Genomic DNA, 25983 nt, shown 5'->3' on the forward strand with positions numbered 1-25983 from the left:
CTGCGGGAAGCTACCGCAAACGCCTGGCCAGGTCGAGCACCTCAGACAGTTGCTCGCTGGTCAGCCGCCGGGCATCCCAGGCCAACCGGGCAAGTTCAACGTGGTTGCGGTGCAGTCGTGGATCAGTGGCTGCAGCAACCCCGGCAACGGCGGCCAGGTCGTCGTCCGGGATACCCAGGACGGTGGCGAACGCGGTCACATACTGCGGTGTCAGCCGCGTTCGGCCGGGTCCCAGCATCGCCATCGTGGAGTACGACACCACCGGCCCGTCGCCGATTAAGTACAACACCTTCGGGCTGTACGGCCTGATGTTGCGGTTCAGCAGTAGCCGCAACATGATCTCGCCAGGGCCCAGCGGGTAGCTGTGATGCGGTGGTGCAGGCGGCCACACCGGCGGATGCTCGGGGAGCGACCGGACGAACTCGTGCAACTGGCGCAGTGACTGCTGCGCCGACTTGGCCGCCATTTCCAGTACCGTCCCGACATGCCAAGGCCCGGTACCGCTGGCAGCCACCAGATCTTGCGGCAAATCGAGCCCGGCGACCACAAACAAATCCGCCGTATGCATCCCGAGCGTCGGTGCCAGCCGCCGCACCAACGAAGAACTGGCCACGCCGCCGCTAAGCACGGCGTCGAGTTCCGGCCGCAGAGCACCCGCTGTCACGGCGACCTCCAGCCACCGGCGCGCCAACAACCGCCTAAACGCGGTTCCGCTCTCAGCCTCCACCATCGGGGCAGCGTAGCCACCAACAAGCACCCACAGCTTGTACGCGTCCGCATGGCCCGCCTCCGAGAGAGCACCACACCTCAAGGCGTTGCCACCGTTCCGGTACGCCTGGGCCTCAGTCGTCAGCGTTCAGGGACGGACGGGCTGACTGTGCCGAGCGGTATGCGCGGGCGACCGTGGACGAGGTCGCGGCCAGCTGCGGACGGGCCGGCAGCCAGACGGTCTGAATGCCGAGTTTCTCGTTCATCGCAGCAAGCTGGTACTCGTAGTGAAGATCCACGGCCGTGCGTACGCCACGGACGATGACCGTGGCACCGCGGCGCAGGCAGTAGGCAGTGGTCAGGCCGGTCCAGGTGTCCACCTCGACATTGCCCCAGGCCGCCGGCATGGCGTCGCGCACGAGTACGGCCCTGGTCGTGGCCTCGGCCGTCGGCCGCTTGTCGGCGTTCACCGCCAACAACACGATGATCCGGTCGAAAACCACCCGGGCCCGGGCCACCAGGTCGCGGTGCCCCGGGGTGAACGGATCGAACGTACCGGGATAGACCGCCAATGAACCGTGTACCGGCGCCGCTCCGCGATCCGATGTAACCGTCACCGAGACTCCAACCACATGGCCACGATCATCTCAGTCGTGTGCGCTACGGCTCGCCATCGACCATCACGTTCCGTACGCCGCTCTGACCGGCCCGGTCTCAGTGCGCTTCGAGGACAAAGAAGATGAAGCAGAGGAACGACGTGCGGTCCCCGAGTTGTGGGGGCAGGAGTTCGCGCGGAGTCTCGGGAGAGATGGGGGGTTCGCTGATGACCGAGATGCGGAAGCCCGCGTCGGTGAACGCCTTCGTCATCGCGTGCAGCGGCCGGTGCCAGAAGGTCAGCTCCGTGCGGTGACCGTCGAACGTGTACTCGTCTGTCCAGCGCGCGAGGGCGAAGTAGTCGGAGCCCGGGTGCACCGTCGGGTAGGTGATCGGGTGGTTCAGGGACAGGAAGAGCCGGCCCCCTGGCCTCAGGATCCGTCGCAGCTCAGCCAAGGGTGCAGCCCAGTCCTGCAGGTAGTGCAGGACCAGGGAGACGACGACGTCGTCGAACGCACCGTCGGCGAAGGGAAGCGGCTTACTGAGGTCGGCTACCAGCAGTGTGACGTCCTCGCCCAGCCGCCGTTGGGCCAGCTCGACCATGGCGGGACTGGAGTCGAAGCCGGTCACGATGGCCCCTCGTTCGCGAAGAGCCGCAGACAAGGGACCTGAACCGCAGCCGGCATCGAGGATTCGCCGACCGTTCACATCCCCGGCGAGTCCGATCATCGCGGGCCGCTCGTAGTAGCCGTTGATGAGGTTGACTTCGTTATCCGCGGAGTAGCACTCGGCGAAACTGTCGTAGTGGCCGGCCTTCACCAGGCTGCCTCCTAGACATGTACTCCAAGGTCGAAAGCACGAGCCTGCCATGGAGGCGGAGCCACCACTACCCCTGCCGCGCAGTCCGATGCGCGCTCATGCCGCGATCCGGGCGTCGACCGGAGCAGCAACGACAACGCCCCCGCATCGGCACGATGCGGGGACGCGTCGGAAGTCTGTCGTCAGGACTGCTTGGCGAAGCCGACGAAGGCCCGCCAGGCGGCCGGACCGAAGGTCAGGGTGCCGCCGTCCCGGTCCTTGGTGTCCCGCACCAGGACCACACCGGGCAGGTTGTCGGCGACCTCCACACATGCCCCGCCGTTGCCGCTGGAGCGGGTCGACTTGCGCCACTTGGCGACGGTCATGTCCATGTCTTCGCCACCTCCTTGATCAAGTCGATTGACTGGCGGCGGGGAAGCGCGATGGAGCGGATCGCCTCCCACGTCTTGGCGAGTCTAGCAATGTCCATCGAATCGTCCATGATCTGTGCGCGGAGCTGGTTGTCCGCATAGGCGACCCGGCCGCCGTCGGCCAGTTCGGCGATGATGAATTGACCAGCGAACCCGAGATAGATCCCCTCGGCCGGCACGACATGCAGTTGGACGTTCTCCCGCTCCGCGTCTGTCACCAGCCGTTCCAATTGCTCGGCCATCAGCCCTGGATGCTCCGGCACCGGCCGGCGCAAGATCGCCTCGTCGATCACGGCGATGAAATGCGGCGGGCTGTCCCGGTCCAGGATCGCCTGGCGTTCCAGTCGAGCCGCGAGCTGCTGCTCGACCTCCTCGGCGGTGAACCGGCCGCCGGCCAGGGTCGCCCGTGCGTAGGCCTCGGTCTGAAACAGCCCCGGAATGACCAACGGCTCGAACCAGCGCAGGGTGGTCGCCTGACGCTCGAAGATGATCCACTCACGCAACCAGATTGGCGTCGCCTCCAACGCCCCCAGTTTCTTGAGCATCCGCAGGAAGAGCCCCCCGGTCTGGAGGCCCGCGTCCACGGCCTCCATGTAGGACAAGGTGGGCGACCGCTGCCCGGTTTCCACACTGCTGACGTGGGACGCCGAAAATCGGATCAGTTTGCCGAACTCCTCCTGACTGAGACCTCGTGAGGTACGCGCAAGCCGTAACTCCCCCAGAATGTACTCCATTGCTACGCTCATCGATCCCCCAGACTCTACCCAAATTCTCCCCGGATTTGCCGTGCCGAATTCCGATCACACACGCATAGGCACCAGAACTGCGCGGACGGCAATGAGGTATTCCGAGAGTAGCGGTTCGGATACCAACATGTCTCTATCGGATGTGGTGGTCCGGCAAGGCCACGTCAGAAACGCATCCGGCGCGGGGCCATCGCGGCCTTCCCACCCGACCAACGTGATGGCCCCGCCCCAGCCACTTTCCCGGAGGCGACCCACCATGACCTACAGCGGCGACTACGAACCGATCCCACACCGGCCGCTCCAACCATTGCGCGGCCAAGACGCAGCGCCCGCCACCGACGGCGACACGGTTCATGATCCGCTATTCGGAACGGATTCCGGCGCGGAATCCGAGCCGGAATCCCAACTCTCGTCAAAAGCTCCCACCGAATCGGCGATTCGCCAACGTACGCCAAACCGCCGCTCTATCTGATGTGGAGTGAGCAGTGCCGCCTTCCGGCTCTGCCGTACCCGCGTCGCGTACTCGGCTGAGATCGTGACCTCCCGCCAGGCGGCGGTGACGCGCTCCACGATCTTGGCTGCGTACGAGTGAATCATCCGCTTATGTCGAGATGACGGGCTGATCCCGTGATATCCAAGGGCGGGTGAGGGCTCGGGGATTGACGGCGTCCGTCCTGCGATACCCGGTCCGGGCCGTACCGCTGGCCTTCCTGGGGGCGATCGCGGTGGTGACCGCCCTGCTGATGCTGCCCGCCGCTCGGGCCGGCCCAGGCAGCGCCTCGTTTCTGCCGGCCCTCTTCACCGCCACGTCGGCGGTCTGCGTCACCGGCCTCAACGTCACCGACACCCTGGAGTACTGGTCCACCTTCGGCCACGTGCTGATCACGGTGGCCACCCAGATCGGCGGCTACGGCATCATGACCGTGGCACTGCTACTGGCACTTCTCGTGTCGCAACGGCTCGGTCTACGCAACCGGCTGCTGTTGCAGACGGAGAGCGGCGGGCTCTCCCTCGGCGACGTACGGTGGGTGCTGTTGCGGGGTGCCCTGATCGTCCTGGTCTGCGAATCGACCATCGCCGTGATACTGGCCGCACGGCTCTGGCTCGAATACGCCTACCCGCCGGGTCGGGCCCTCTGGTACGGCGTGTTCCACGCCGTACAGGCGTTCAACAACTGCGGATTCGCACTGTTCGACGGCAGTCTGACGAGGTTCGTCGGCGACGCGTGGATCTGCCTGCCGATCACGTTCGGGGTGATCGCCGGGTCGATCGGCTTCCCGGTGCTGTTCGACCTGCGACGGTGGTGGCGGCAACCAGCCCACTGGTCGGTGCAGACCCGGCTGACCATCGGCGGTTCGATCACGCTGCTGGTGGTGGGTTTCCTGGCCATACTCGCCGCCGAGTGGGCCAACCCGCACACGCTCGGTCCGTTCGACGTGCCGACCAAACTGCTCGCCGCCTTCGTACAGGGCACGATGCCGAGATCCGGCGGGTTCAACAGCGTCGAGTACGGCCAGATGCGGGACGAATCAATCGCAATCACCATTGGGCTGATGTTCGTTGGTGGCGGTAGCGCCAGCACCGCTGGGGGTATCAAGGTCACCACGTTCTTCCTGCTCGCCTTCGTACTCTGGGCGGAGATCCGCGGCGAGCCGGACGTGGTAGTCGGTCGGCGGCGAATCGCCACGGCCACCCAGCGCCAAGCCATGACGATCGCACTACTCGGCGTGGCGATGGTGGCGGTCGGAACGCTGCTGATGATGGCGTTCACCCGGGGCCTACGTTTCCACTGGGCCATGTTCGAGGTGGTCTCGGCCTTCTCCACCACCGGCCTGACCGGTGGCGTCACCGGGGCGCTACCGACCGAGGGACAGGTCCTGTTGATCGTCCTGATGTACGTCGGCCGGCTCGGCACGATCATCGCCGCATCGGCACTCGCGCTGAACACCCGGCACCGGCTTTACCAATACCCGGAGGAGCGACCCATTGTCGGCTAGAAGGAACGCCAGGAGGAGCGCTGCGGCGGCCGGAGGTGTCGTGGTGATCGGCCTGGGCCGGGTCGGCAGCCAGGTGGCGATCACGCTGACCCAGCTCGGGCATGAGGTGCTCGCCCTCGACCGAGACCCGAAGGTCGTCCAGAGCCTGTCCCAGCAGCTCACCCATGTCGTACAGACCGACTCCACCGACGAGACGGCACTACGGCAGCTCGGCGTGCCGGACTTCGAACGGGTGATGGTGGCCCTCGGCAGCGCCGTCGAGGCTAGTCTGCTGACCGTCCTGGCCCTGACCGAGATCGGCGTCTCGGAGATCTGGGCCCGGGCGTCCTCCAACGCCCACGCCAAGATCCTCAACGCGATGGGTGTCGCACACGTGATATTTCCCGAGGCTGCGATGGGCCAGCGGATCGGCCATCTACTGGTCAGCAGGATGCTCGACTTCGTCGAGATCGGTGCCGACTTCGCCCTCGCCAAGGCCCGGGTGCCAGGCGACATGGTCGGTAGGTCCGTAGCGGAACTATGTCTCTGGGAGCGGTACGGAATCTCGCTGATCGGAGTCCAGAGCCCCGGTCAGAACTTCGCCCACGCCCACCCTGACCTGGTGCTGCCGCCGGACAGCATCCTCATCGTGGAGGGCACGATCGATCAGGTCCAGGCCTTCGCCGCCCTGACCTGAGGGTGCGAGCCGACGACGAAACCTAGTCGTCGCCATCGTCATCGTCGCTATCACCCTTCTTTGAGCCATTGCCGCTGCCCTGGCTGTTCTGGTCGCCCTGACCCTTCTGGGATTTGTTGCCCTTTTCGCCCTTCTTGGCGCGATCGCTCTCCGGACCAGCCCCGGAGCCCTTCCGGTTACCGGCCCCCGTCCCGGCGAGCGGTGTCCGAGCGCTCGGCGGATCAGCCGATGCGGCAGTCACCCCAGAATCAGCGGCACTCCCCGCAACACCGGACACCTTGGCCGCACAGGCCGAATCGCCGAGCCGGAACTCCACCGGGAGCGGATTACCACCTGCGTACTCGCCGGTCAGGCCGAGCGCGGTAGAGCCGCCGGGGGCAAGTACGCCCTGTCCGACGGTCGGCCGGACCACCACCTGCCTTCCCCGCTGCTCCCACCGACCCGACTTCCCCTTGGTGATCGCCTGGTCCCCGGGGAACGAAAAGATCAACGACCAGTCCCGTACCGCCTCGACCCCGGTGTTGGTGACAGTCAGATCGGCGTCGAAGCCGCTGCCGGAGTCCTGGCGTAACGCGTACTCGACCTGGCAGGTCGGCGTCGACGCCGGTGCCTGCGCGGCGGGCGCGGCACCGCCACTGGCTGGCGGTTGCGCGGTGGCCGACCAGACCAAGCCGGTCAGCGCCAGCAGGCCGACACCGGCTGCGGCAACGCCGCTCCGGCCCGCCAGCCACGCCCCGCCCCGACCTCGGGGAGCGTCGTCCACGCGCCACGCCTCGGTCGACCAGTCCAACTCCAGCAGGCGGCCGGTTGCCTGTGGGTCCCGGTCCGGCCCGGCCCCGGACTGCTCGTCGGCAGCCACCAGACCAGCCGCCGCATCCGAGCCAGTCGCCGCATCCGAACCAGTCGCAGCCACCAGACCAGCCGCCACATCCGAGCCAGTCGCAGCCACCAGACCAGCCGCCACATCCGAGCCCGCCGCCGCGCCCATCGGTGAGTCGATCAATGGCCTGGTCAGTGTCGCCGGGCCGGCGGCGGCCATCAACACGGCGGCCACCTCCGCGCTGCTCGGCCGCTCGCCGGGTGACTTCGCCAGGCACCGGGTACACAGCTCGACCACCTCGTCGGGAAGGCCGTCCAGCGCGGGCATCGGCTCCGGCTCCCGACGTCGATGTGCCCGCAGCACCTGGGTGGTGGTGCTCACCCGCCACGGTAGGCGACCACTGAGGGCGCGATAGAGCAGCAGTCCGAGCGCATAGACATCGGCGGCCGGGGAGACCTGGCCGCCATCCAGCCGCTCCGGCGCCAGGTACGCGGGGGTGCCGAGCAGACTGCCGTCCTGGCTGACGTCGCGCTCCCCGATCAACGCGGAGATGCCGAAGTCCACCACCTTCGCACCGGTCGAGGTGAGCATGACATTGTTCGGAGTGATGTCCCGGTGCACCACACCCCGGGCGTGCGCACCGGCCAGCGCGGCGGCCACCTCGGCGCAGACGACCACGGCATCGCGCCAGGGCAGCCGTTCCCGCTCGGTGAGCAGGGCCGCCAGAGAGCGGCCATCGACGAGTTCCATCACGACGTACGGGATGGTCAGGCCGTCGTGGCGGGACTCTCCGTAGTCGTACACGTTGGTGATGTGCGGGTGGCACAGCCGGGCTGCCGCCTTGGCCTCCATCCGCAGCCGGTTTCGGAAGGCCCGGTCGCCGGCCAGCCGGGGAACGAGCATCTTCACCGCGACCTCGCGACCCAGAACCTCGTCGTGCGCTCGCCACACCACCGACATGCCGCCCACGCCAAGTCGGTCGACGAGCCGGTAACGCCCGCCGAGCGATTGCCCAACGTAACTGCCCGTGCCTCCCATGACCAGGGTTTATGCCCGTCGCGCGCACCACTTACACCTTGCCGGCGCGGTTCTGGTGAATCGTTCTCGGATCAGGAGGTGGCGAGCAGCTGGTCGACCGGGGCGTACTCGTCGGTGAGCACCAACGCCCCGCCGACGAAGTCGGTCAGGGCGGAGCCGGAAAGCAGCGTGACCGGCCCGTCGCTCACCACGTCGAGGCGCGCCCGCAGCGCGGTGAGCGGTAGCGGCGTCTGGGCCGCGACGATCACGAAGTTGGCCCCCTGCGTACCGGTCAGCGCGTCCGGCTCGGTGATCAACGCGACGTGCGAGAACTCGGCGGCGACGGTGGCCAACTCGGCTCGGATGAACCGCAGCGGCGGATAGTCGATCACGTTCTGCACGTAGCTGCCGTTCGGCCGGACGACCCGCCGGATCTCGGCGGCCATCTCCCGGGTGGCCAGGTGCCAGGGCACCGCGATGTGCCCGAAGGCATCCCCCACCACCAGGTCCGCGCTGGCGTCCGGTCGCGCGGCCACCAGCATCCGGGCGTCCCCGACCACCGCGCGCAGGTCCGGCCCGGGGCGGGCCGCCAACTCCCGCTCGGCCAACTTCACCAGCTCGCCGTCGATCTCGTAGACCACGTTGTCGGTGCCGGGCCGGGTCGCGGTCAGGTATCGCGGCATGGTGAACCCGCCGCCGCCGAGGTGCAGGGCGTCGAGTCGTACGCCGGGCGGGGCCAGCACGTCGGCGACCGCACCGAACCACCGGGTGTAGGCGAACTCCAGGTGGGTCGGATCGGCGAGGTCGACGTACGAGTGCTGTGCCGAGTTGAGCAGCAGCATCCGGCCGCTCGGCTTGGCCGGGTCGGTGGCCACCCGGGCACAGTGGTACGCCGTCTCCACGTCGCACGGGTTCGGGGCAACGGTGGTCAGCCCCGCGCCGACCAGGCCGAGCACCGCCACGACCGCCTTGATCCGGGGCTTGCCGGGGACCGTGGTCCGATTCTGCCGACGCAGGTAGACGCCGAGGGCGATGCCGGTGACCCCGAGCACCCCGGCGAGTCCGAGCATGATGGCGCTGCTCGGCAGTGCCGCGACCAGCACGAATCCGGTGCCCAGGGTGGCGGTGATGCCACCGAGCGTGCCGATGCTGGAGAGCCGACCCACCACCTGACCGGTCCTGCGCAGGTCGCCGAGCTGCAACTTGACCACCAGCGGGGTGATCGCGGACAGCAGGGCCGCCGGCAGGAACACCGCCAACGCGGTCAGCAACAGGATCCCGGCGGTCGCCCCGCCGCGCAGCACCTCACCGGCGTAACGGACCAGTGGCAGGGTCACCGCCGTGGCGATCCCGGCGAGCACCAGCGCCGGGGCCAGCAACGGGCGCGGGTCACGCCGGTCGGCGGTCCACCCGCCGAGCCAGGCCCCGTACGCGATGGCGGCCAACGCCACCCCGATCACCGAGCTGGTGACCTGGAGGGTCACTCCGACGTACGGGCCGACCAGGCGCAACGAGGCGGTCTCCAGTACGAGCACCGCGCCGCTGGACAGGAAGACCAGTACGGCGGCCAGGGGGGACGGCAACGGGCGGGGTGCCACCACCTGCCCGTCCGGTACGGGGTGGGTGGCGGCGACGTCCGACGGTGGAGTTTCCATCGCTGAGATGGTACGCAGCGTCATCCCCGCTGCGGGTCAAAGCATCGATAGATGAACATGGTTCGTGTGATCGCTGGCCGGGGAGCCACCGCCGTTGTAGGCCCGCCAGCCGGTGCCCGGCATCCAGATCTGCCGATACCAAATCACATAGAGTACGCCGAGCCGGTTGGCGTTCTTGACGTAGTAGGCGGCCAGGTTGTTGCCGTAGGTCCGTTCCGCCCCGGTCGCATTGGAGTTCTTGAAGCCGCCCTTGGCCGAGGCGAAGTCGCACGCCTTGCCCTTGGGGTGCTCACCACCGCCACCACTGCGATAGCAGGAGACGTACCAGGTGAAGCCGGCGGCCTTGGCCTGGTTCATCGCGTGCAGGGTGCGCGGGCTGATGCAGCCGCTGGTGGTCGGGTCGTTGACCGTGCAGGACTCCTTGGGCCAGGAGCCGTCCGAGTTGCGGGGAGCCGGTTTGGCCGCTGGGGAGTTGGCGTTGACGTAGCCGCCGCTGCTCCCACCACCGACGGCGGCCAACGCCCGCTCCGCGTCCTGCTTCCGCTTGGCGATGATGGCGAGCTGCTTGGCCTGTTCCGTCACCTCGTTGTCGATCGCGGCCTTTGCCCGGGCCGCCTGCTCGCGCGCTGCGGTGAGCGCTTTCAACTGCCGATCGTCACGCTGCGCCATCATCTCCAGCATCGCGGCCCGTTCCAGGAACGCGTCCGGGGAGGCGCTGTTGAGCAGCATGCTCGTCGGGGTCAGTCGCCCCATCCGGTAGGACTGCGCGGCAACCACGCCCACCCCGGCGGTGAGGTCCACCAGCCGCAGTTCGATCTTCTGGAGCTCGGTGGCCAGTGCTGCCTGCTGCTTCTGTGAACTCTCCAGCTTGGCCTTGGCCTCGATGTGTCCCTTGGACGCGGCTTCGAGGGCCTCGCGCAGGTTCTTGCTGCCGCCCTCGTCACCGGGGCCCGGTACGGCGAGCGCCGGTGTCACCGGGCCGCCGAGGGAGAAGACCGTCGCGGCGACCATGAGCACGATCGACCACAATGTGCGATGCCGGTTGACTGCCGTCCTGGGCACGAAGCACAAATCCTTCCGTCGGCCGCCCACCCCCGGTGTGGTCAGCTGACCAGTCGGCGGCAGTCACCGCCGGCACCCGGATGGACACCAGGGCGGCGACCGCGGGTCAGCCTACCGGACCCCTGTCGTTACCTCGATCCGCCAGCCCGTCCGCCCCGGCGAGCAGCGCCTCGTGCACCTGCGACCAGACGCGTTCGTTGGCGGCCACCAGCAGACCGGTCTGCTCGTCGGTCGGGTCGTAGGGGTTACCGTCCAGTCGCCGGACCACCCCGCCCGCCTCCTGCACCAGCAGTGCACCGGGGGCGTGGTCCCACGGCAGCGTCCGCCAGAAGAGTGCGAACTGCTGTACGCCGAGCACAATGTCCGGATATTCCTGACCGGCGCAGTGCTGCCCGGGCAACAGCTCGCCCAACCCTTTCGCGCCGGCCACCACCCGGACCTGTAGGGCTGTGGGCAGGAACCGGGTCGACACCGCACCACGTAGGGCCGAGCGGGGCAGCGCCAGGTCCGCGCTGCGCACCCGCACCCCATCCAGGTACGCCCCGGCACCGGCCCGGGCCACCGCCAGCCGGTCGGCCACCGGATCGAGAATCCAGCTCGTGTCGGTGACCCCGTCGCGCAACAGCGCCACCATCACGGCGAAGGGCCGCTGGCCGGTGGCGAAGTTGGCCGTACCGTCGAGCGGGTCGACCAGCCACACCGGTGCCGTGCCGTGCAGATGGCGCAGCAGCTCCGCGTCGGCGGCGACCTGCTCCTCACCGACCACGACGGAACCGGGCAGCAGCCGCCGCAGCCCGTCGGAGATGATCTGCTCGGCCTCGCGGTCGGCCACCGTCACCAGCTCGCCCGGGGTCTTCTCCTCGATCTCCGCCTCGTCCAGCCGACGGAACCGGGGCAGGATCGCGGTGGCGGCAGCCGCTCGTAACAGCGACCCAACCTCTTCGATCATGGCGTCACTTGCGCGGCGGCAGCTTGACCACGCTGACGAAGAACTCGTCGATCTGCCGCACCACGGTGATGAACCGCTCGAAGTCGACCGGCTTGGTCACGTACGCGTTGGCGTGTAGCTGGTAGCTGCGCAGGATGTCCTCGTCGGCCTGGGACGTGGTCAGCACCACGACCGGGATCCGGCAGAGCTGCTCGTCCTTCTTGATCTCGGCGAGCACCTCCCGCCCGTCCCGCTTGGGCAGGTTGAGGTCGAGCAGGATCAGATCCGGGAGCACCACATCGGCGTACTCGCCCTCCCGGCGCAGGTAGGCCAGGGCCTCCGCACCGTCGGACACCACCGTCAACCGGTTACGCAGCTTGTGCTCCTCGAACGCCTCCTGCGTCATGAGCACGTCGCCTGGATCGTCCTCGACGAGCAGTACCTCGATGGGGCTCTTGCCATCCGCTGGGGCCGTCATGTCGTCACCTCATCCCGCTGTTTCCGCTTGGAGTCTTCTTCGTTTTCGTCCGCCGTCGGTCGGTCACCGGACGGGTTCTCGCCCGCCACCGGCTGCTCACCGGACGAGTCGCCGGCCGTCTCGGCAGCGGGCCGCTCGCTGGCCGTACCGGCAGTCGCCTGATCGACCGGTCCAGTCTCGTCGATGGTTTCGGCCTCCTCGGCACCGGGCCCCTCCACCAGGTCGTCCAGGCTCGCGACTGCCGGCAGGGTGAACTTGATCTCCGTACCGCCGCCCTCGGCGGGCACAGCCCAGATCCGGCCGTCGTGGTACTCGACGATCTTCTTGGCGATCGCCAAGCCGATGCCGGTACCGGGGTAGGCGTCCTTCGAGTGCAGCCGCTGGAAGATGACGAAGATCTTGTCGGCGAACTCGGGCTCGATACCGATGCCGTTGTCCCGACAGGTGATCTCCCACTCGTCGCCCGCCCGCTTGGCCGTGACATGTACCCGGGCTGGCACGTCGGGCCGGCGGAACTTGAGTGAGTTGCTCACCAGGTTGACCAACAGGTTGGTCAACAATGCCTCTTCGCCCCGGACGACCGGCAGCTCCGACCAGGTCAGCTCACCGTCGGCATTGCGTTGGGCCGTCTCGGTCTGCGACGACACCTCCGTCATCAGCTGGTTCAGGTCGATGTCGGAGAAACCGCTGGTCAGCCGGCCGATCCGGGAGAAGGCGAGCAGGTCGTTGATCAGCCGCTGCATTCGCTGGGCCCCGTCCACCGCGAAGGCGATGTACTGGTCGGCCCGCTCGTCGAGCTGTCCCGCGTAGCGGCGTTGCAGCAACTGACAGAAGCTGGCCACCTTGCGCAACGGTTCCTGTAGATCGTGTGAGGCCACGTAGGCGAACTGCTCCAGGTCGCGGTTGGACCGGACCAACTCCTCCGCCTGCTTCTCCAGTTGGCTGTTGACCCACTCGATCCGGGTGCGCGCCTCGCGTACCTCGGCCAGATCCTCGGCGATCTTCCGGCGCATCCCGTCGATGTCCTCGGCGAGCCGGGCCAGCTCCGGCGGCCCAACCCGCTCGATGCTCCGGTCGTAGTTTCCCTTCGCCACCTGACGCACCTGCGCGGCGAGCGCGGTCACCGGGCCGATGATGAGCCGGTTCAGCGAGGTCAGCAGGGCGGTCCCGGCGACCAGTACGACGACCGCCGCGATGATGAGCAACAGGACCAGTGCGTTACCGCTCTGCCTGGCGTCCTCGGCGACCCTGTTGCGCAGCTCCAGAATCTGTTCCCGCAGTACGTCCACAGCGGCGCGTAACTGGTCGAACAGTTGCGTACGCTGCGCCGTGAGCAGGGCCTGTCCGGCGTCCGTACCGCTGGTGGCGGTCGTGTCGATGGCCGGTACGGCGACCGTGACCCGCCACTGCTCGGCCTGGTCCCGCACGGCGTACAGCTGCCGGCGGATGGCGGGCTGGCTGTCGAGCAGGGCGTCCATCGACGCGATCAGTTCCCGCTCCTTCTCGACGCCGTCGCGGTACGTCCCCAGCTCGCGCTGGTCCCCGGTGACCGCGTAGCCCCGGACCCCGTTCTGCTGGTCGACCATCGCGTTGAGCAGCCCCTGCACGTCGATCCGCAGCGGGCCGGTCTTGTTGAGCAGAACGTCCAGGTACTCCCGGTTCTTGGCCGCCACCGTCGCCTCGCCGGCGGCCAGGCCGGAGAGCACCAGTCCGACCACGACCACCAGCACGCTGACCCGCCGACGTAACGTCCAGCGGCCCCGCCCCGAACCCGATCCGGCCTTGCCCATCACCGACCACCTCCCCGACTCACCAGCAACATCGCCACATCGTCGGCGAGCGGGCCGCCGTTGAGTTCCTCGGTCCGACCGACCAGCCATCCGGGCAGTTGCGGCAACGGCACGTGGTGCGAGTCGCCCGCCCCGAGCAGCGCGCTCAGGCCCGGCACGTCGAGCCGTTCGTTCCCCTTGCCGACCCGGCCCTCGATGAGGCCGTCGGTGTACAGCAGCAGTGACCAGTCCTCCGTGTCGAAGTCCACCTCGAAGGCGACCGGCCGGCGGGGCTGCACGCCGAGCAACAGGCCGCTCGGGGCCGGCACCGGTGAGACCGTCCCGGCGGAGAGGATCAGCGGCGGCGGATGGCCGGCGAGCCGGACCGTGGCCCGGTTGCGGGCCAGGTCGAGTCGGACAGCGGCCACGGTCGCGAAGATCTCCCGCGCCGACCGCTCACTGATCAGCACCTGCTCTACGGCGGGCAGCACCTCGTCATCGGCAACACCGGCCAGCGTCAGCGCCCGCCAGGCCACTCGCAGCTCGACGCCGAGCGCCGCCTCGTCCACCCCGTGCCCACAGACGTCCCCGATGATCAGATCGATCCGGTCCGGCGCGGTCTGCACCACGTCGAGGAAGTCACCGCCGATCAACGCGGCGTGTCGACCGGGACGATAGAAGGTGTGCACCGCCACCTGGTCGGTGTCCATCAGGGGCTGCGGCAGCAGGCCACGTTCCAGCCGAGCGGACTCCATCTGCCGCAGTTCCACCTCGCGCAGCCGACGGGCGTTCTCGTCGGCCCGCTTGCGCTCCACGGCGTAGTGCAGCGCCCGACTCAGCAACACCCCGTCCACCTGGCCTTTGACCAGGTAGTCCTGCGCGCCCTCGGCCACCGCGCCGATGCCCAGGTGCTCGTCCTTGCGGCCGGTGAGCACGCACACCGCCGCCCGACTGGACATGTCCAGGACCTGGCGTAGTCCGTCGAGCCCCTCGGCGTCGGGCAGGCCGAGGTCGAGCAGCACACAGTCGACCCCGCCGATCCGCTGCCGGGCCTGGGTCAGGCTGGTGGCGACGACCAGGTCGACCGCCGCGTCGGCCTCGGCCAACAGCTCGCGGACCAGGAATGCGTCTCCCTCGTCGTCCTCGACGAGGAGAACCCGGAGTCGTTCCCTCTGGGGCAGACGTTGGGGATCACCGGGACCGCCGGGCACCTGGGCCACTCGCGGTACGGTGGAGGAGCCGGTCATATCGCCACCTCGCTCCTGCCGATGTATGGAATCTTCCCGAGCGCTCGCTGATCCTGCCTTACGCGGCGTAGCCACACAACACAGGCGACATCCGTGCCCGGTGCCGTCATCCGAACCGTCATCCGAGGGGTCTCTCCGCGTCCGTTCCAGCCGCCCACTGGACCCGTTCCGCCTGCTCGGAGATTCGTTCCGCCCGCTCGAAGATCACTGCGCCGAGCACCCCGTGCAGGCGACCGCAGTCCTGGCAGTGCAGGTTGTCGTCGAGTCGCCGACCACCACAGCCCGCACAGGTGCCCCGATCCGCCGGATCACGGTAGCTGGCCAACGCCTCGACCAGCGCCCGGGCCAGGTGCGGTGTGAGTCGGAACTCCCCCGACTCGTGGCCGTGGTCGATCCCGACCGTGCCGACGGTGGCCGCCGGATCCGGGTCGTACGGCGTGATCCGCTCGACGAATTCCCGCAGCGCGGTGAGCGGATCAGACACATGTGCTGATGCCATACGTTCCACGCTATGCGACCGGCCGGATGACCGGTAACCCACCGCGCCCGAGGGCGCGGCAGGATGGTGAGCCCCGACACCATCTCAGGAGGAAACCCGTGGTGGGCCCACCTCTCACACACCCGGCCGACCGGGCGCTGGCCCGGCCCGCGCGCCGTCCACTAGCCGCCGTGGCGGCGCTCGCCGCACTGCTCGCCGTCGGCGCCGCCGTCCTCTTCGACATCCGTACCCCCACCCCGCTGGGCGTGGACGCCCCCGCCGACCGGTTCAGCGCCGAACGGGCGTACGGGAACCTGCGAGTCGTCGCCGACCGGACGCATGTCGCCGGCAGCCCGGCCAACGATCAGGTCCGCGCCCACGTCGAGGGGGTGCTGCGCGGTCTCGGCCTGGAGACCGAGGTGCAGGACACCATCGGCGGGGAGGCAGGCGAACTCAGTGGCGGCGCGGGGGGCAGCACCCTGGCCCACGTCCGCAACGTGGTGGCCCGCCTGCCCGGGACCGACTCCACCGGTCGGATCTTCCTGGTCGCGCACTACGACTCGGTGCAGGTCGGTCCCGGCGGCAACGACAACGCCGCCGGCACCTCGGCCATCCTCGAAGTGGCCCGGGCGCTGACCACCGGCCCTCGGCCCCGCAACGACATCGTCTTCGTGCTCACCGACGCCGAGGAGGCGTGCCTCTGCGGCGCGGCGGCGTTCGCCGCCAGTCACCCGCTCGCCGCGGACGGCGGCGTGGTCATCAACCTTGAGGCCCGGGGCAGCACCGGACCGGTCGTCATGTTCCAGACGTCGGAGAACAACGCCGCCCTGGTGGACGTCTTCAGCCGGGCCGCACCGCACCCGGTGGGCACGTCCTTCGCCGTCGAGGTCTACCGGCTGCTGCCCAACGACACCGACTTCACCGCCTTCCTGGACAACGGCTTCACCGGCCTCAACTCCGCCTACATCGACGGGGGCGCGATCTACCACACCCCGTTGGACACACCCGAGTCGGTGGACCGGGGCAGCCTGCAACACCATGGCGACAACGCGCTGGCCCTGGCCCGCGAGTTCGGCCGAACCGACCTGACGAGGCTGGAGTCCTCCACCGACGCCACCTACTTCCCGGTCCCCGGCGGTCTGGTCCGCTACCCGGGCTGGCTGACCTGGCCACTGGCGCTCCTCGCGGTCGGCGCGGTCGGCGTGCTGGGTTGGTTGGCCCGACGGCGGGGACGCACCTCGTGGCCCCGGATCGCCGCCGGGTTCGGGCTGGCCCTGGTGCCCCTGGTGGTCGCGCCGCTGGCCGCGCAACTGCTGTGGTGGGCAATCACCACGATCCGCCCCGGCTACGCCCAACTACTCGACCCGTACCAGCCGTGGTGGTATCGCCTCTCGGTGATCGCGCTGGCCACGGCGGTCCTGTTCGTCTGGTACGCCCTGACCCGTCGACGCACCGGTCCGGTCGCACTGGCCATCGGCGGGCTCGGCTGGCTGGCCGTACTCGGGGTGGTGTTCGCCGGGCTGGCCCCCGGCGGGTCGTACCTCGCGACGTTGCCGGCGCTGGCCGGGGCGGCGGCGGGTGTGGTGGCGCTCCTGGTCCGACCGTCCGGACCGTGGGCGGTGGTCGCCGGGGTGGCCGGTGCGGCGGTCGGCGTGGTCATCCTGTTGCCGACCGTGGTGCTGCTTTTCCCCGCGCTGGGCATGAAACAGGGCGGGGTGGCCGCGCTGGTCACCGTGCTGCTCGGGCTGGCCGCGTTGCCGGTGGTCGACCTGCTGCATCCGCAGGCTGGCGGGCAGCGGGCCATGGTCGCGGTCCGGGCCCGGCGGGTCGGTGCCATACCGGCGCTCGCCGCGACCCTCGCGGCGGTGGTCTTCGCCGGGGTCGGCCTGACCGTCGACCGGTTCGACGCCGCGCATCCCGCACCCACCCACCTGATGTACGCGTTGGACGCCAGCTCCGGCACCGCCCGCTGGCTGAGTCGTGAGACGGATCCGCAGCCGTGGACCGCCCAGTACGTCGACGCGCCCGCCCCGGTCAGTGACGACTTCCCGGGCATCGGGCTGCCGGCCGCCAGCGGCGGAAAGCTGCGCAGCGGCCCGGCCCAGGCGGCCGACCTGCCCGCCCCGGAGATCGAGAAGCTCGCCGATACCACCTTCGGCGGGCTGCGTACGCTGCGTCTGCGACTGCGCCCCCAACGGCCGGTGCGTCTGGTGACGCTGCACGTCGACGGGACGACGGCGACGGTGGAACAGGCGACCGTGGCCGGTCGGAGCGTTCCGGTGCAGTCCGGCCCGGCCGAGCGCTGGAGCTTCGGCCTGGTCTTCCACGCCCCGCCCAGCGACGGCATCGAGGTCACCCTGGTGGTACGCCCGATCGGTGGTCAGGTGTGGTTGCGGGCGATGGACGCCAGCGACGGGCTCGCCGGCCTGCCCGGTTTCCGGCCTCGTCCGCCGGACGTGGGCATCGTCGGTTCACACAGTTCGGAGATGGTCGCGGTCGCCCGTACCTTCGCCTTGTGATCCTTGGGCAAGTGGCGGGTCGGCCTGGGCCGACCCGCCGCTCGGCTCGCATGCCATCGACATCAGACATTGCGGGTGGACAGTCGACGGGTGCCGCCTATTGCGAGCCGAGCACATAATGAAAGTTCTCCCGCTCGCCATCACCACATCACCACCGACATCCTGCTGAACTGCCGACTACGACCGGTTGATCATCGCGCCACCGTACCGGATTCACGACAAATCACCGCTATATCGGAACCATTCATCATGGGAGACGATAATGCAGATAGGTCGATCCGAAGAGCAACCACCCGCCAAGGCCCATCGACGACTGATCGCCAAGATCCTCATAAGCCTCGCCGGCTTCCTCGTGACATTCAGCATTTCCACCTTCCTGCCGTTGGGCAATCGGTCCGACTTGCTGTGGAGTCTCGGCGTCTCCCTCTTCGTCGCGGCAGTGGTGTTCATCGCGCAATACCTGTTCGAGGTCGAGAAGCGGCTCTACGCACTGGAGCAGAGGTTCGACGAGTACCAGCAACGGACGCAGACCGAACTGGCCCGGCACGCGGAGGCCACCGAACGACACCTGTCCGAGGGATTCTCGAAGATCCACCTGGCCACCGAACTGTTCGGCCTGGTCGAGGCGTCACAACTGAAGCCCGGTGAGATGGCTCAACTGACCAAGCTCGTGCGCAGCCGCACGAAAATCACCTCGGCAACGAGTCCGCTGGTGCAGGAGTTCGCCCAGACCGAGATCACTCGGCTGGCCGAATACCTCAAGCAGATCGGCGACGGCAGCGACCTGACGTACGAGGGAGAGGACCGGGACTGGATCCTCGGCCTGACAAAGGCGGCCAAGTCAAGCATCAAGGCCACCAGTCTGAGCACGGTGGACGCCGGCGGCCGGAGCTTCGTCGACGGCGGGGTCTGGCAGACCGATCTCGGTCAGCGCTACCTCGCCCTGCAACGCCAGGCGATCAAGCGGGGGGTACGGGTCCAACGGATCTTCATCATCGATCGGGACGAGTTGCCGGCGAAGGACCTCGACCAGGTCCTCCAACTGCACTACAGCATCGGAGTCGAGGTACGGACCCTGGACAACACCGCAGCGGCAGCCTTCCACTCCCGGCTACGCGACTTCATCCTCTTCGACGAGGTGCTCAGCTATCAGTCCACGGCGGCAACAACCTTGCGGCAGCTGAATCCCATCATCGTCAACACGTCCCTGGTCACCGACCCGGAGCGGGTGAACAAGCGCATCCTCGAATTCGCGGATCTCTGGAACGCCGAGGATGCTCGGGAGTTCCGGCCCTGACCCACCCGCGCACTCCACACAGAGTTGGGTAGGCACGGTCACGGTGCGGGATCCGGCAACCCGGATCCCGCACCGACGGATGTCACTGTGGGTCGGTAGTCGTCCGGCCCGTGGCAACGATCATGCCGCTGTAGCCATCCCGGAGCGGTGCGCCAACCTCGATCGACGTGACCGTGACGCCGGTGGCGACCGTCGCCAGACAACTCTCCACCTCGGTGGCGTCGATGGCGACGGCAGGGAACCAATCGTCACCGACGAAGTACCCCTGCGACTTCGCCATGAACGCGGTGGCGAACGGTGCTCCCGGCTTGAGTGCTCCGACGAAGGCGTGCACCGCCCGGCGAAACTCGGTCAGATCAGTCGAGAGCGAGCAGGCGACGAAGAACATCGTGCCCAGGTCCCACCGGCGATCGGGCAGGTCGAAGACGCTGGCCTGGTGCACCTCGGTACGTTCGGCAAGCGCCACTCGCGGGTCGCTCAACGCGGCGTAGGCGGGCTGCTCACGGTAGATGTCCCAGAAGGCGTCCCAGTTCTCACCGAACCCCGCCACCTGACGCCTGAGCCAGGCGACGTTGGACGCGCTGTACTCCCAGAGATCCAGGTGACTACAGAACGGCAGCATCGCCAGCGAAGGGTAGAGGTTGGTGCCCGCTCCCACATCGACCGCCCGCCCACGGGAATCGATATCCGCGTTGGCGAAGAAGTCCCGAACGATCTTCATTATCTCGCGATCGTCGTCCCGTACCGCGCGATAGTTGTGATCGAAATAGGCGTCGGAATCGAAATGGTCCCAGTCGAACTGATCATTAAAGACATGATCAGCCGCACCCACATGGCCTTTGGCAACCCCTTCAACGCTCTCGGGGTACGGCCTTACGGCACTCATCCGATTATTCCCCCTTCACGTTGCCCGATCACCGGCGAACACCTGGCAATCGGCTAGCACCCTGGCAGTCACGACCACCAGAAGAATGCGGGATCTTTTCGGACTTCAAATCTGAAGCCTGAAATGACGATACGCGCAGCAGGCAAGGGACACAATTCGCCGGACGATGGATTGATATCGCCAAAACGTCTGCTTTGCGGCGCTTTTTGGCGGATCGTCGGCGCTCCGGGCGGTGGCCCCACCCGCCCACGGGAGCAGAGGACAGCCAAGATACCGCCCTCCCCACCCCCGGCCGCCCCCAACCCTCTCCCATCGACACCACCTCTCCTGGCATCACCTGCCGACCAACGTCACCACCTCGTCCGCACATCCCCAGGAAAGGGTCAGTCCCGCACCGCCGTGCCCGTAGTTGTGGATGACCGGCACGCCTGACACCGAGTCACGCTCGACCCGTACCCGGGGTCGACTCGGACGCAGCCCCACCAGGATCTTGCGGATGGTGGCGTTCCGGAACCGTGGTTCCACTTCGGCGCACCGCTCCACGATGGCGATGGCGGACGCCCGATCCGGTTCGAGACTGTCCGAACGGCGCAACGCACACCCGCCGAGGACCACGTGATCGCCGTGTGGCAGGAAGTAGGTCAGGTCCTCGTTCTCGGCATTGTCCTGAAAGAAGGTCTCCACGCCAGGGTTGTCGACGACGACCAGCTGACCTCGGGTCGGATAGACCTCGTCGTCGGGGACCAGGAACCGGGAGCCCAGTCCGGTGCAGTTGACCAACAATCCCGCACTGCCGGCCACCTCTCGCAGCGAATTGATCGCACCGATCTCGACGACCACCCCGAGAGCAGCCAGCCGCCGGGTCAGGTAGGCGAGATAACGCGGCATCTCCACCAGAGGAATCGTGTATCGCCAGCCGCTGACGTACCGGGGTGGCAACTCGTCGGCCCGGCACAACTCGAAGTCACCGACCCCGAGCGCCCACTGTGGCGGGTCCATCGGATAGGGCGCCGCTTCCAGCCCTCGCACCAGACGAACACCGGAGCTTGCGTCCGCCGCGAGCTTCTCCAGGGTGAGTCGGGTCTGTTCACTCCAGTGCAGCACGCGGGGATCGCTGACCATGTACGGACCCCAGCTCGCGCCAGCAGTGGCGGAGGTGGTCTCCAGTGGCGGACGCTCCGCCCGGACCCGAACGGAGAATCCCGCTTCGGCGAGACGAATCGCGGCGGTGAGGCCGGCTACACCCGCTCCGACTACCAGAGCGTCAGACTCTCCAGAGGTCGCCATTCGCTAATGCTATCGCCAGATCGACACTCATCAGCAGATGAGTTTCGCCCCAACCGCCCCACAAATCAACAGAAGACTGTCGGGATGGCGACAGTCTGACAGTCGCGGGATTCCTCGACGTTCGACTTCCAGCCGATACGATCAATAGACGACTGACAACTTCCACGCGCAGCTCAACGCCAACTTGTCATTTCCACCGGAAATGCACGAAGAGTCGGCCGAAGTTCTTCGAGTCCTTCTCCACCCGGTGGTAGAGCTGCTTGACGTCCTTCTGGTCCAGGAAGCGCAGCACCCGCTTCTTGAGCTGCCCAGAGCCCTTGCCCGGGATGATCTCCACCAGGGTCGCCTTCTTCGCCACCGCCTCATCGATGATCCCGCGCAGCGCCCGGTCGATGTCGTGGCCCCGGTTGAAGATGTCGTGCAGGTCGAGTTTGAGCTTCATCGCGTACCCGCCACCTGGTCAGCTCCCATGACGGCCAATCGTAGGCCGACCGGTCCGAACACCGGTGCAACCATCTCCCCCGGCCAAGCTCCTGCCGGAGCTACGTACCGGTGAGCCCGGCGTCGACCGGGGGCCATGGCCACGCTGGCTCCGTCTGTCGACGGCAGGCGTAGTGGCGTCCATGGGGCTTGCCATCGTCATCATCGTCCGAAGGCGCCGAGGTTCGCGGCCCTTGACGACAGCGGGCAAAGCAACCGGGCCATAACGAAAAGCCGGGCGGGGACAGCCATCCGACTGCCCCCGCCCGGCTGTCATGCCGTCCTGCCCGGCTGGCCATCCCGCCCGGCTGTCCTGCCGTACGCCGATCGCCGGACGTGTGGCGGTCAGCGCCGGGAGCCGACCCGATCCTCCACCCGACGCAAGGCGGTCAGATAGTCCTCGTCCCCCGCACGCATGGCGGCAGCGATGCGGAGGTGACTCAGTGCCTCGTTGGGGCGTCCGACCCGTTCCAGGGTGCGGCCCAGTACGTGGTGCGCGTAGTGGTCGCTGGGGTCCCGTTCCACCAGGACCCGCAGCTGTTCCTCCGCCCGACCGAGCTGGGCCGACTGAAAGTACGCCCGAGCCAGCAGTTGCCGTACGGCGGAGTTGTCCGGTTCCGCCGCGATGATGGGTTCCAGCAGCCGGGCCGCCCCGGTCGGGTCCCCAGCCTCGAAGAACATGGTCGCTCGCCGGTACTCCTCCAGAAGATCCACACCCCACCTCCTCGTTCGCGCCACCGCCTTCATCCGACGCTGACACAACCCCGCCAGCCCCGCAGATCTTCCCGGTTCCTCGTCACCGACCCGCTCGGTCAGCCGGCGCGGATCGTCCAGGCACGTACGCCGCCGAGGATGCCGGCGGTGTTGGGCACGACCACCACGTCGTCGCCCATCCGGGCCACCTGATCCGGCCGGAGCAGTCGCGAGTTGCCACCTCCCAGATAGAGCCGGTCCCACAGGAAGACCGGCCGTAGGCCCTCGACGACCCCGCGTACCCGACGGGACCAGAACCCGTCGCCCAGCCGGCGCCGTTCCGGCTCCCCGACGTAGGTGTCGTAGCTCGTCCCCCACCGGAACGACGCCTGGGACAGCTCCAGGTGCGGCGCGAGCGCCCCCCCGTCGAAGAGGGCACACCCCAGTCCGGTGCCGAGGGTGAGGACCAGTTCCAGCCCGGTCCCGGCCACCACCCCGGCACCGTGCACCTCCGCGTCGTTGAGCACCAACACCGGTACGCCGAACGCGTCGGCCAGACCGCTCTGCACATCGAAGCCGGCCCACTCGGCGACCAGCTCCGGATCGACCCTGGTTCGTGGGCCGGCCCGGGTGACGTAGTGCGGCGTGGACACCACCACGCCGTGCCGGATCATCCCGGGCATCCCCACCGTCACCCGGTCGGCCCGAGGCAACTCGGTACTCAGATCCAGCAGGGTCTTGATGAAGAGCGCGGGAGGCAACGGGTACGGCGTGGGTACCCGGATCGGGCGGGCGCGCATCGTCCCCGCCTCGTCCAGTACCGAACCCTTGATCCCGCCGCCACCGCAGTCGATGGCAAGAGTGGTCACCACAGGCACAGTCTGCCCGGGGCGGACGGAGCCCATCGGGCCGGCGGCAATTCGCTCGACTTCTCCCCCCGTCCCGCTAGCATCGACAGGCCATGAGTGCCACGTTGATCGCCAAGGACCTCACCGCCGGACACGGCGATCGTCTTCTCTTCTCCGAGCTGGACCTGGTCGTCGCCCCGGGTGACGTGATCGGACTGGTCGGCGTCAACGGCGCCGGCAAGTCGACACTGTTGCGCATCCTGGCCGGGCTGCACCCCGCCGAGCACGGCACGGTGCAACTCAGCCCACCGACCGCGACCGTCGGACATCTGCCGCAGGAACCGGACTGTCGACCGGGCGAGACGGTACGGGCGTTCCTGGCCCGCCGTACCGGGGTCACCGCCGCGCAAACGGCGCTGGATGCCGCGACCGAGGCCCTGACGGTCGGCGCACCAGGGGCGGACGACGCGTACCCGGTCGCCCTGGAACGCTGGCTGGCCCTCGGCGGCGCGGACCTGCCCGAACGGGCCGAACAGGTGGCTGCGGAGTTGGGGCTGGCGGTCGACCTCGACCAGCCGATGACCACTCTCTCCGGCGGCCAGGCGGCCCGGGCCAGCATGGCCTCGCTGCTGCTCAGCCGATACGACATCTTCCTGCTCGACGAGCCGACCAACGACCTCGACCTGGCCGGTCTGGCTCGGCTGGAACAGTTCGTCACCGGCCTGCGGGCCGGGACGGTACTGGTCAGCCACGACCGGGAGTTCCTCACCCGCACGGTGAACCGGATCGTCGAGCTGGACCTGGCCCAGCAGCAGGTCCGGCAGTACGGCGGCGGTTACACCGCCTACCTGGAGGAGCGGGACATCGCCCGCCGCCAGGCCCGCGCCGACTTCGAGGAGTACGCCGACACGTTGGCGAACCTGGAGGCGCGGGCGCGCACCCAGCGGGCCTGGATGGAGAAGGGCGTCCGCAACGCCCGCCGCAAGGCCACCGACAACGACAAGAACGTCGCGCACTTCCGGGGCGAGACGAGCGAGAAGCAGGCCGCCAAGGCGCGACAGACCGAACGGCTCATCGAGCGGCTGGACGTGGTCGAGGAGCCGCGCAAGGAGTGGGAGCTGCGGATGGAGATCGCCACCGCACCCCGCGCCGGAGCGGTCGTCGCGGCGCTGCGGAACGCCACCGTACGCCGGGGTGACTTCACCCTCGGACCGGTGAACCTCCAGGTGGACTGGGCCGATCGGATCGCGATCACCGGCGTGAACGGATCGGGCAAGACGACGCTGTTGGCCGCGCTACTCGGCCGGTTGCCCCTGGACTCGGGACACGCCTCGCTCGGCCCCGGGGTGGTGGTCGGCGAGGTCGACCAGGCCCGGGGGCTCTTCTTCGGCGACCAGCCGCTGCTGGACGCCTTCGGTGCCGCCGTACCCGAGTTGAACTCGGCCGATGTGCGGACGCTGCTGGCGAAGTTCGGGCTCCGGTCGGCGCACGTACTGCGCTCGGCGGCCACCCTCTCCCCCGGGGAGCGCACCCGGGCCGCGCTCGCCCTGCTCCAGGCACGTGGAGTGAACCTGCTCGTCCTGGACGAGCCGACCAACCATCTCGATCTGCCCGCGATCGAGCAGCTGGAGTCGGCGCTGGCGGCCTACCCGGGCACGCTGCTGCTGGTCACCCACGACCGGCGGATGCTCGACGCGGTGCAGACGAACCGGCGGATCCGGGTCGAGGCCGGGCAGGTCACCGAGGAATGATCGGCCGACCGGGTTGTCGCCAGCCGACCGGTGACCGCTGGCGGGCATGACCGGGCCGAATCCGGGTAGCCCCGGCCGGGAGGTGACCGCCAATGGTCGTGCTGACGCCATCGTCGCCCTCCGCCACCCGACTCCGGGCGGTGGACGACTTCCTCGGCGATGCGTACGCCGACCTGGTCAAACACGACGACCGGTTGCGCGACACCGCGGTCGAGGTCCGGTTCGACCGCGGCGTCGCGCACCTCACCGGCGACGTCGCAGACGCGGCAGAACTGCTCCTGGTACGGCAGCTCGTCGGCCGGCTCGACGGGGTGTTCGCCGTCTGGTCCCGGGTACGCGTCGGCGGCCGGGCACCGGTCGTGCTGGACCTGGGCTGCGGCCCGGCCAAGCAGTACCCGGACAACCTCGGTTTCGACCTGCGGGTCGCACGCGGGGTGCACGCCCAGGCCGACCTGTCCCGGTCGCTGCCGGTCGCCGACGACTCGGTGGACGTGATCTTCACGGTGCACATCCTGGAGCACCTGATCGACTTCCTGAGCCTGGTGGACGAGTGCCACCGGATACTCCGGCCCGGCGGTGTCCTGCACGTGATGAGCCCCTGGTGGGGGCATGTCAACGCGGTCGCCGACCCAACCCACGTACGGCTGCTGGACGTACAGACGATCAAGGGGATCTGTCAGCGGCCCCCGGGCACGCCCCGCTGGTATCCGCTGCACGCGGGCTGTGACGGCGCGTCGATCTTCGCCGACCTCACCCCGTTGGGCGTGGACGATCCGGACCCGTCGGCCAGCCACATGGCCCGGTTCTTCGACTAGCCG

24 protein-coding genes are annotated in these 25983 nt (G+C 68.4%); 6 read left to right on the forward strand and 18 right to left on the reverse strand.

Annotated features, from left to right (window positions below; translation table 11 throughout):
- Positions 1-10: 10 nt before the first annotated feature.
- The 5 genes from FHR38_RS10085 to FHR38_RS10105 form a co-directional block, all read right to left on the reverse strand.
- Positions 11-691 carry a hypothetical protein gene (locus tag FHR38_RS10085; protein ID WP_184534421.1) on the reverse strand — a complete coding sequence of 227 codons (681 nt, stop codon included), beginning with the start codon at positions 689-691 and terminating at the stop codon, positions 11-13.
- A gap of 151 nt (positions 692-842) precedes the next feature.
- Entirely contained in the window at positions 843-1325 is a 483-nt protein-coding gene (gene coaD, locus FHR38_RS10090; RefSeq protein ID WP_312882014.1) for a pantetheine-phosphate adenylyltransferase, read from the reverse strand.
- Positions 1326-1422: 97 nt separating this feature from the next.
- Positions 1423-2121 (reverse strand): class I SAM-dependent methyltransferase, encoded by a 699-nt coding sequence (locus tag FHR38_RS10095; protein WP_312882015.1) that lies wholly within the window; start codon positions 2119-2121, stop codon positions 1423-1425.
- Positions 2122-2303: 182 nt separating this feature from the next.
- A complete protein-coding gene (locus FHR38_RS10100) occupies positions 2304-2492 on the reverse strand; it encodes a DUF397 domain-containing protein (RefSeq protein WP_184534423.1) in 189 nt (62 codons plus the stop codon).
- Positions 2483-3277 (reverse strand): helix-turn-helix domain-containing protein, encoded by a 795-nt coding sequence (locus FHR38_RS10105; protein WP_184534424.1) that lies wholly within the window; start codon positions 3275-3277, stop codon positions 2483-2485. Before FHR38_RS10105 ends, FHR38_RS10100 begins: the two co-directional genes overlap by 10 nt.
- 644 nt (positions 3278-3921) lie before the next feature.
- On the opposite strand from FHR38_RS10105, the gene FHR38_RS10110 reads away from it, so the two are divergent.
- Positions 3922-5274: a TrkH family potassium uptake protein gene (locus FHR38_RS10110; RefSeq protein ID WP_312882016.1), complete on the forward strand. Its 1353-nt coding sequence runs from the start codon at positions 3922-3924 to the stop codon at positions 5272-5274.
- Positions 5264-5950, forward strand: a complete 687-nt coding sequence (locus tag FHR38_RS10115; RefSeq protein ID WP_221448973.1) for a potassium channel family protein — start codon at positions 5264-5266, stop codon at positions 5948-5950. Before FHR38_RS10110 ends, FHR38_RS10115 begins: the two co-directional genes overlap by 11 nt.
- Before the next feature lie 22 nt (positions 5951-5972).
- Here FHR38_RS10115 and FHR38_RS10120 read toward each other — a convergent pair whose 3' ends face one another.
- The 8 genes from FHR38_RS10120 to FHR38_RS10155 form a co-directional block, all read right to left on the reverse strand.
- Positions 5973-7808 (reverse strand): serine/threonine-protein kinase, encoded by a 1836-nt coding sequence (locus FHR38_RS10120; protein WP_184534426.1) that lies wholly within the window; start codon positions 7806-7808, stop codon positions 5973-5975.
- A gap of 71 nt (positions 7809-7879) precedes the next feature.
- Positions 7880-9442 (reverse strand): fused MFS/spermidine synthase, encoded by a 1563-nt coding sequence (locus tag FHR38_RS10125; RefSeq protein WP_184534427.1) that lies wholly within the window; start codon positions 9440-9442, stop codon positions 7880-7882.
- Positions 9443-9478: 36 nt separating this feature from the next.
- Positions 9479-10453 (reverse strand): coiled-coil domain-containing protein, encoded by a 975-nt coding sequence (locus tag FHR38_RS10130; protein WP_184539477.1) that lies wholly within the window; start codon positions 10451-10453, stop codon positions 9479-9481.
- Between the two features lie 157 nt (positions 10454-10610).
- Positions 10611-11453 (reverse strand): inositol monophosphatase family protein, encoded by an 843-nt coding sequence (locus FHR38_RS10135; RefSeq protein WP_184534428.1) that lies wholly within the window; start codon positions 11451-11453, stop codon positions 10611-10613.
- A 4-nt stretch (positions 11454-11457) separates the two neighbouring features.
- Positions 11458-11910: a response regulator gene (locus tag FHR38_RS10140; RefSeq protein WP_184534429.1), complete on the reverse strand. Its 453-nt coding sequence runs from the start codon at positions 11908-11910 to the stop codon at positions 11458-11460.
- Positions 11907-13700 (reverse strand): sensor histidine kinase, encoded by a 1794-nt coding sequence (locus tag FHR38_RS10145; protein ID WP_246446416.1) that lies wholly within the window; start codon positions 13698-13700, stop codon positions 11907-11909. The genes FHR38_RS10140 and FHR38_RS10145 overlap by 4 nt, the downstream gene beginning before the upstream one ends.
- Positions 13700-14926 (reverse strand): PP2C family protein-serine/threonine phosphatase, encoded by a 1227-nt coding sequence (locus FHR38_RS10150; RefSeq protein WP_184534431.1) that lies wholly within the window; start codon positions 14924-14926, stop codon positions 13700-13702. Before FHR38_RS10150 ends, FHR38_RS10145 begins: the two co-directional genes overlap by 1 nt.
- 118 nt (positions 14927-15044) lie before the next feature.
- Positions 15045-15425 carry a hypothetical protein gene (locus tag FHR38_RS10155; protein ID WP_184534432.1) on the reverse strand — a complete coding sequence of 127 codons (381 nt, stop codon included), beginning with the start codon at positions 15423-15425 and terminating at the stop codon, positions 15045-15047.
- A gap of 101 nt (positions 15426-15526) precedes the next feature.
- Here FHR38_RS10155 and FHR38_RS10160 point away from each other — a divergent pair, with 101 nt between their 5' ends.
- Positions 15527-17923, forward strand: a complete 2397-nt coding sequence (locus tag FHR38_RS10160) for a M28 family peptidase (RefSeq protein ID WP_184539478.1) — start codon at positions 15527-15529, stop codon at positions 17921-17923.
- A 262-nt stretch (positions 17924-18185) separates the two neighbouring features.
- The gene (locus FHR38_RS10165) at positions 18186-19220 is read left to right on the forward strand and encodes a phosphatidylserine/phosphatidylglycerophosphate/cardiolipin synthase family protein (protein WP_184534433.1); all 1035 of its coding nucleotides are present in this window, start codon (positions 18186-18188) and stop codon (positions 19218-19220) included.
- Positions 19221-19302: 82 nt separating this feature from the next.
- Here FHR38_RS10165 and FHR38_RS10170 read toward each other — a convergent pair whose 3' ends face one another.
- From FHR38_RS10170 to FHR38_RS10190, 5 genes are all read right to left on the reverse strand, one after another.
- On the reverse strand, positions 19303-20106 hold the full coding sequence (locus FHR38_RS10170; RefSeq protein WP_246446419.1) for an SCO2525 family SAM-dependent methyltransferase: 804 nt from the start codon (positions 20104-20106) through the stop codon (positions 19303-19305).
- A 333-nt stretch (positions 20107-20439) separates the two neighbouring features.
- Positions 20440-21393: an FAD-dependent oxidoreductase gene (locus FHR38_RS10175; protein WP_184534435.1), complete on the reverse strand. Its 954-nt coding sequence runs from the start codon at positions 21391-21393 to the stop codon at positions 20440-20442.
- Between the two features lie 187 nt (positions 21394-21580).
- Positions 21581-21835, reverse strand: a complete 255-nt coding sequence (locus tag FHR38_RS10180; protein ID WP_184534436.1) for a Smr/MutS family protein — start codon at positions 21833-21835, stop codon at positions 21581-21583.
- Positions 21836-22218: 383 nt separating this feature from the next.
- Positions 22219-22587 (reverse strand): tetratricopeptide repeat protein, encoded by a 369-nt coding sequence (locus FHR38_RS10185; RefSeq protein WP_184534437.1) that lies wholly within the window; start codon positions 22585-22587, stop codon positions 22219-22221.
- Between the two features lie 98 nt (positions 22588-22685).
- Entirely contained in the window at positions 22686-23438 is a 753-nt protein-coding gene (locus tag FHR38_RS10190; protein WP_184534438.1) for an ROK family protein, read from the reverse strand.
- A gap of 89 nt (positions 23439-23527) precedes the next feature.
- Here FHR38_RS10190 and FHR38_RS10195 point away from each other — a divergent pair, with 89 nt between their 5' ends.
- Both FHR38_RS10195 and FHR38_RS10200 read left to right on the forward strand, forming a co-directional pair.
- Positions 23528-25165 (forward strand): ABC-F family ATP-binding cassette domain-containing protein, encoded by a 1638-nt coding sequence (locus FHR38_RS10195; protein WP_184534439.1) that lies wholly within the window; start codon positions 23528-23530, stop codon positions 25163-25165.
- Between the two features lie 92 nt (positions 25166-25257).
- A complete protein-coding gene (locus FHR38_RS10200; RefSeq protein WP_184534440.1) occupies positions 25258-25980 on the forward strand; it encodes a methyltransferase domain-containing protein in 723 nt (240 codons plus the stop codon).
- The last annotated feature ends 3 nt before the right edge of the window (positions 25981-25983 follow it).

It is taken from the genome of Micromonospora polyrhachis, assembly GCF_014203835.1.
Lineage (GTDB): Bacteria > Actinomycetota > Actinomycetes > Mycobacteriales > Micromonosporaceae > Micromonospora_H > Micromonospora_H polyrhachis.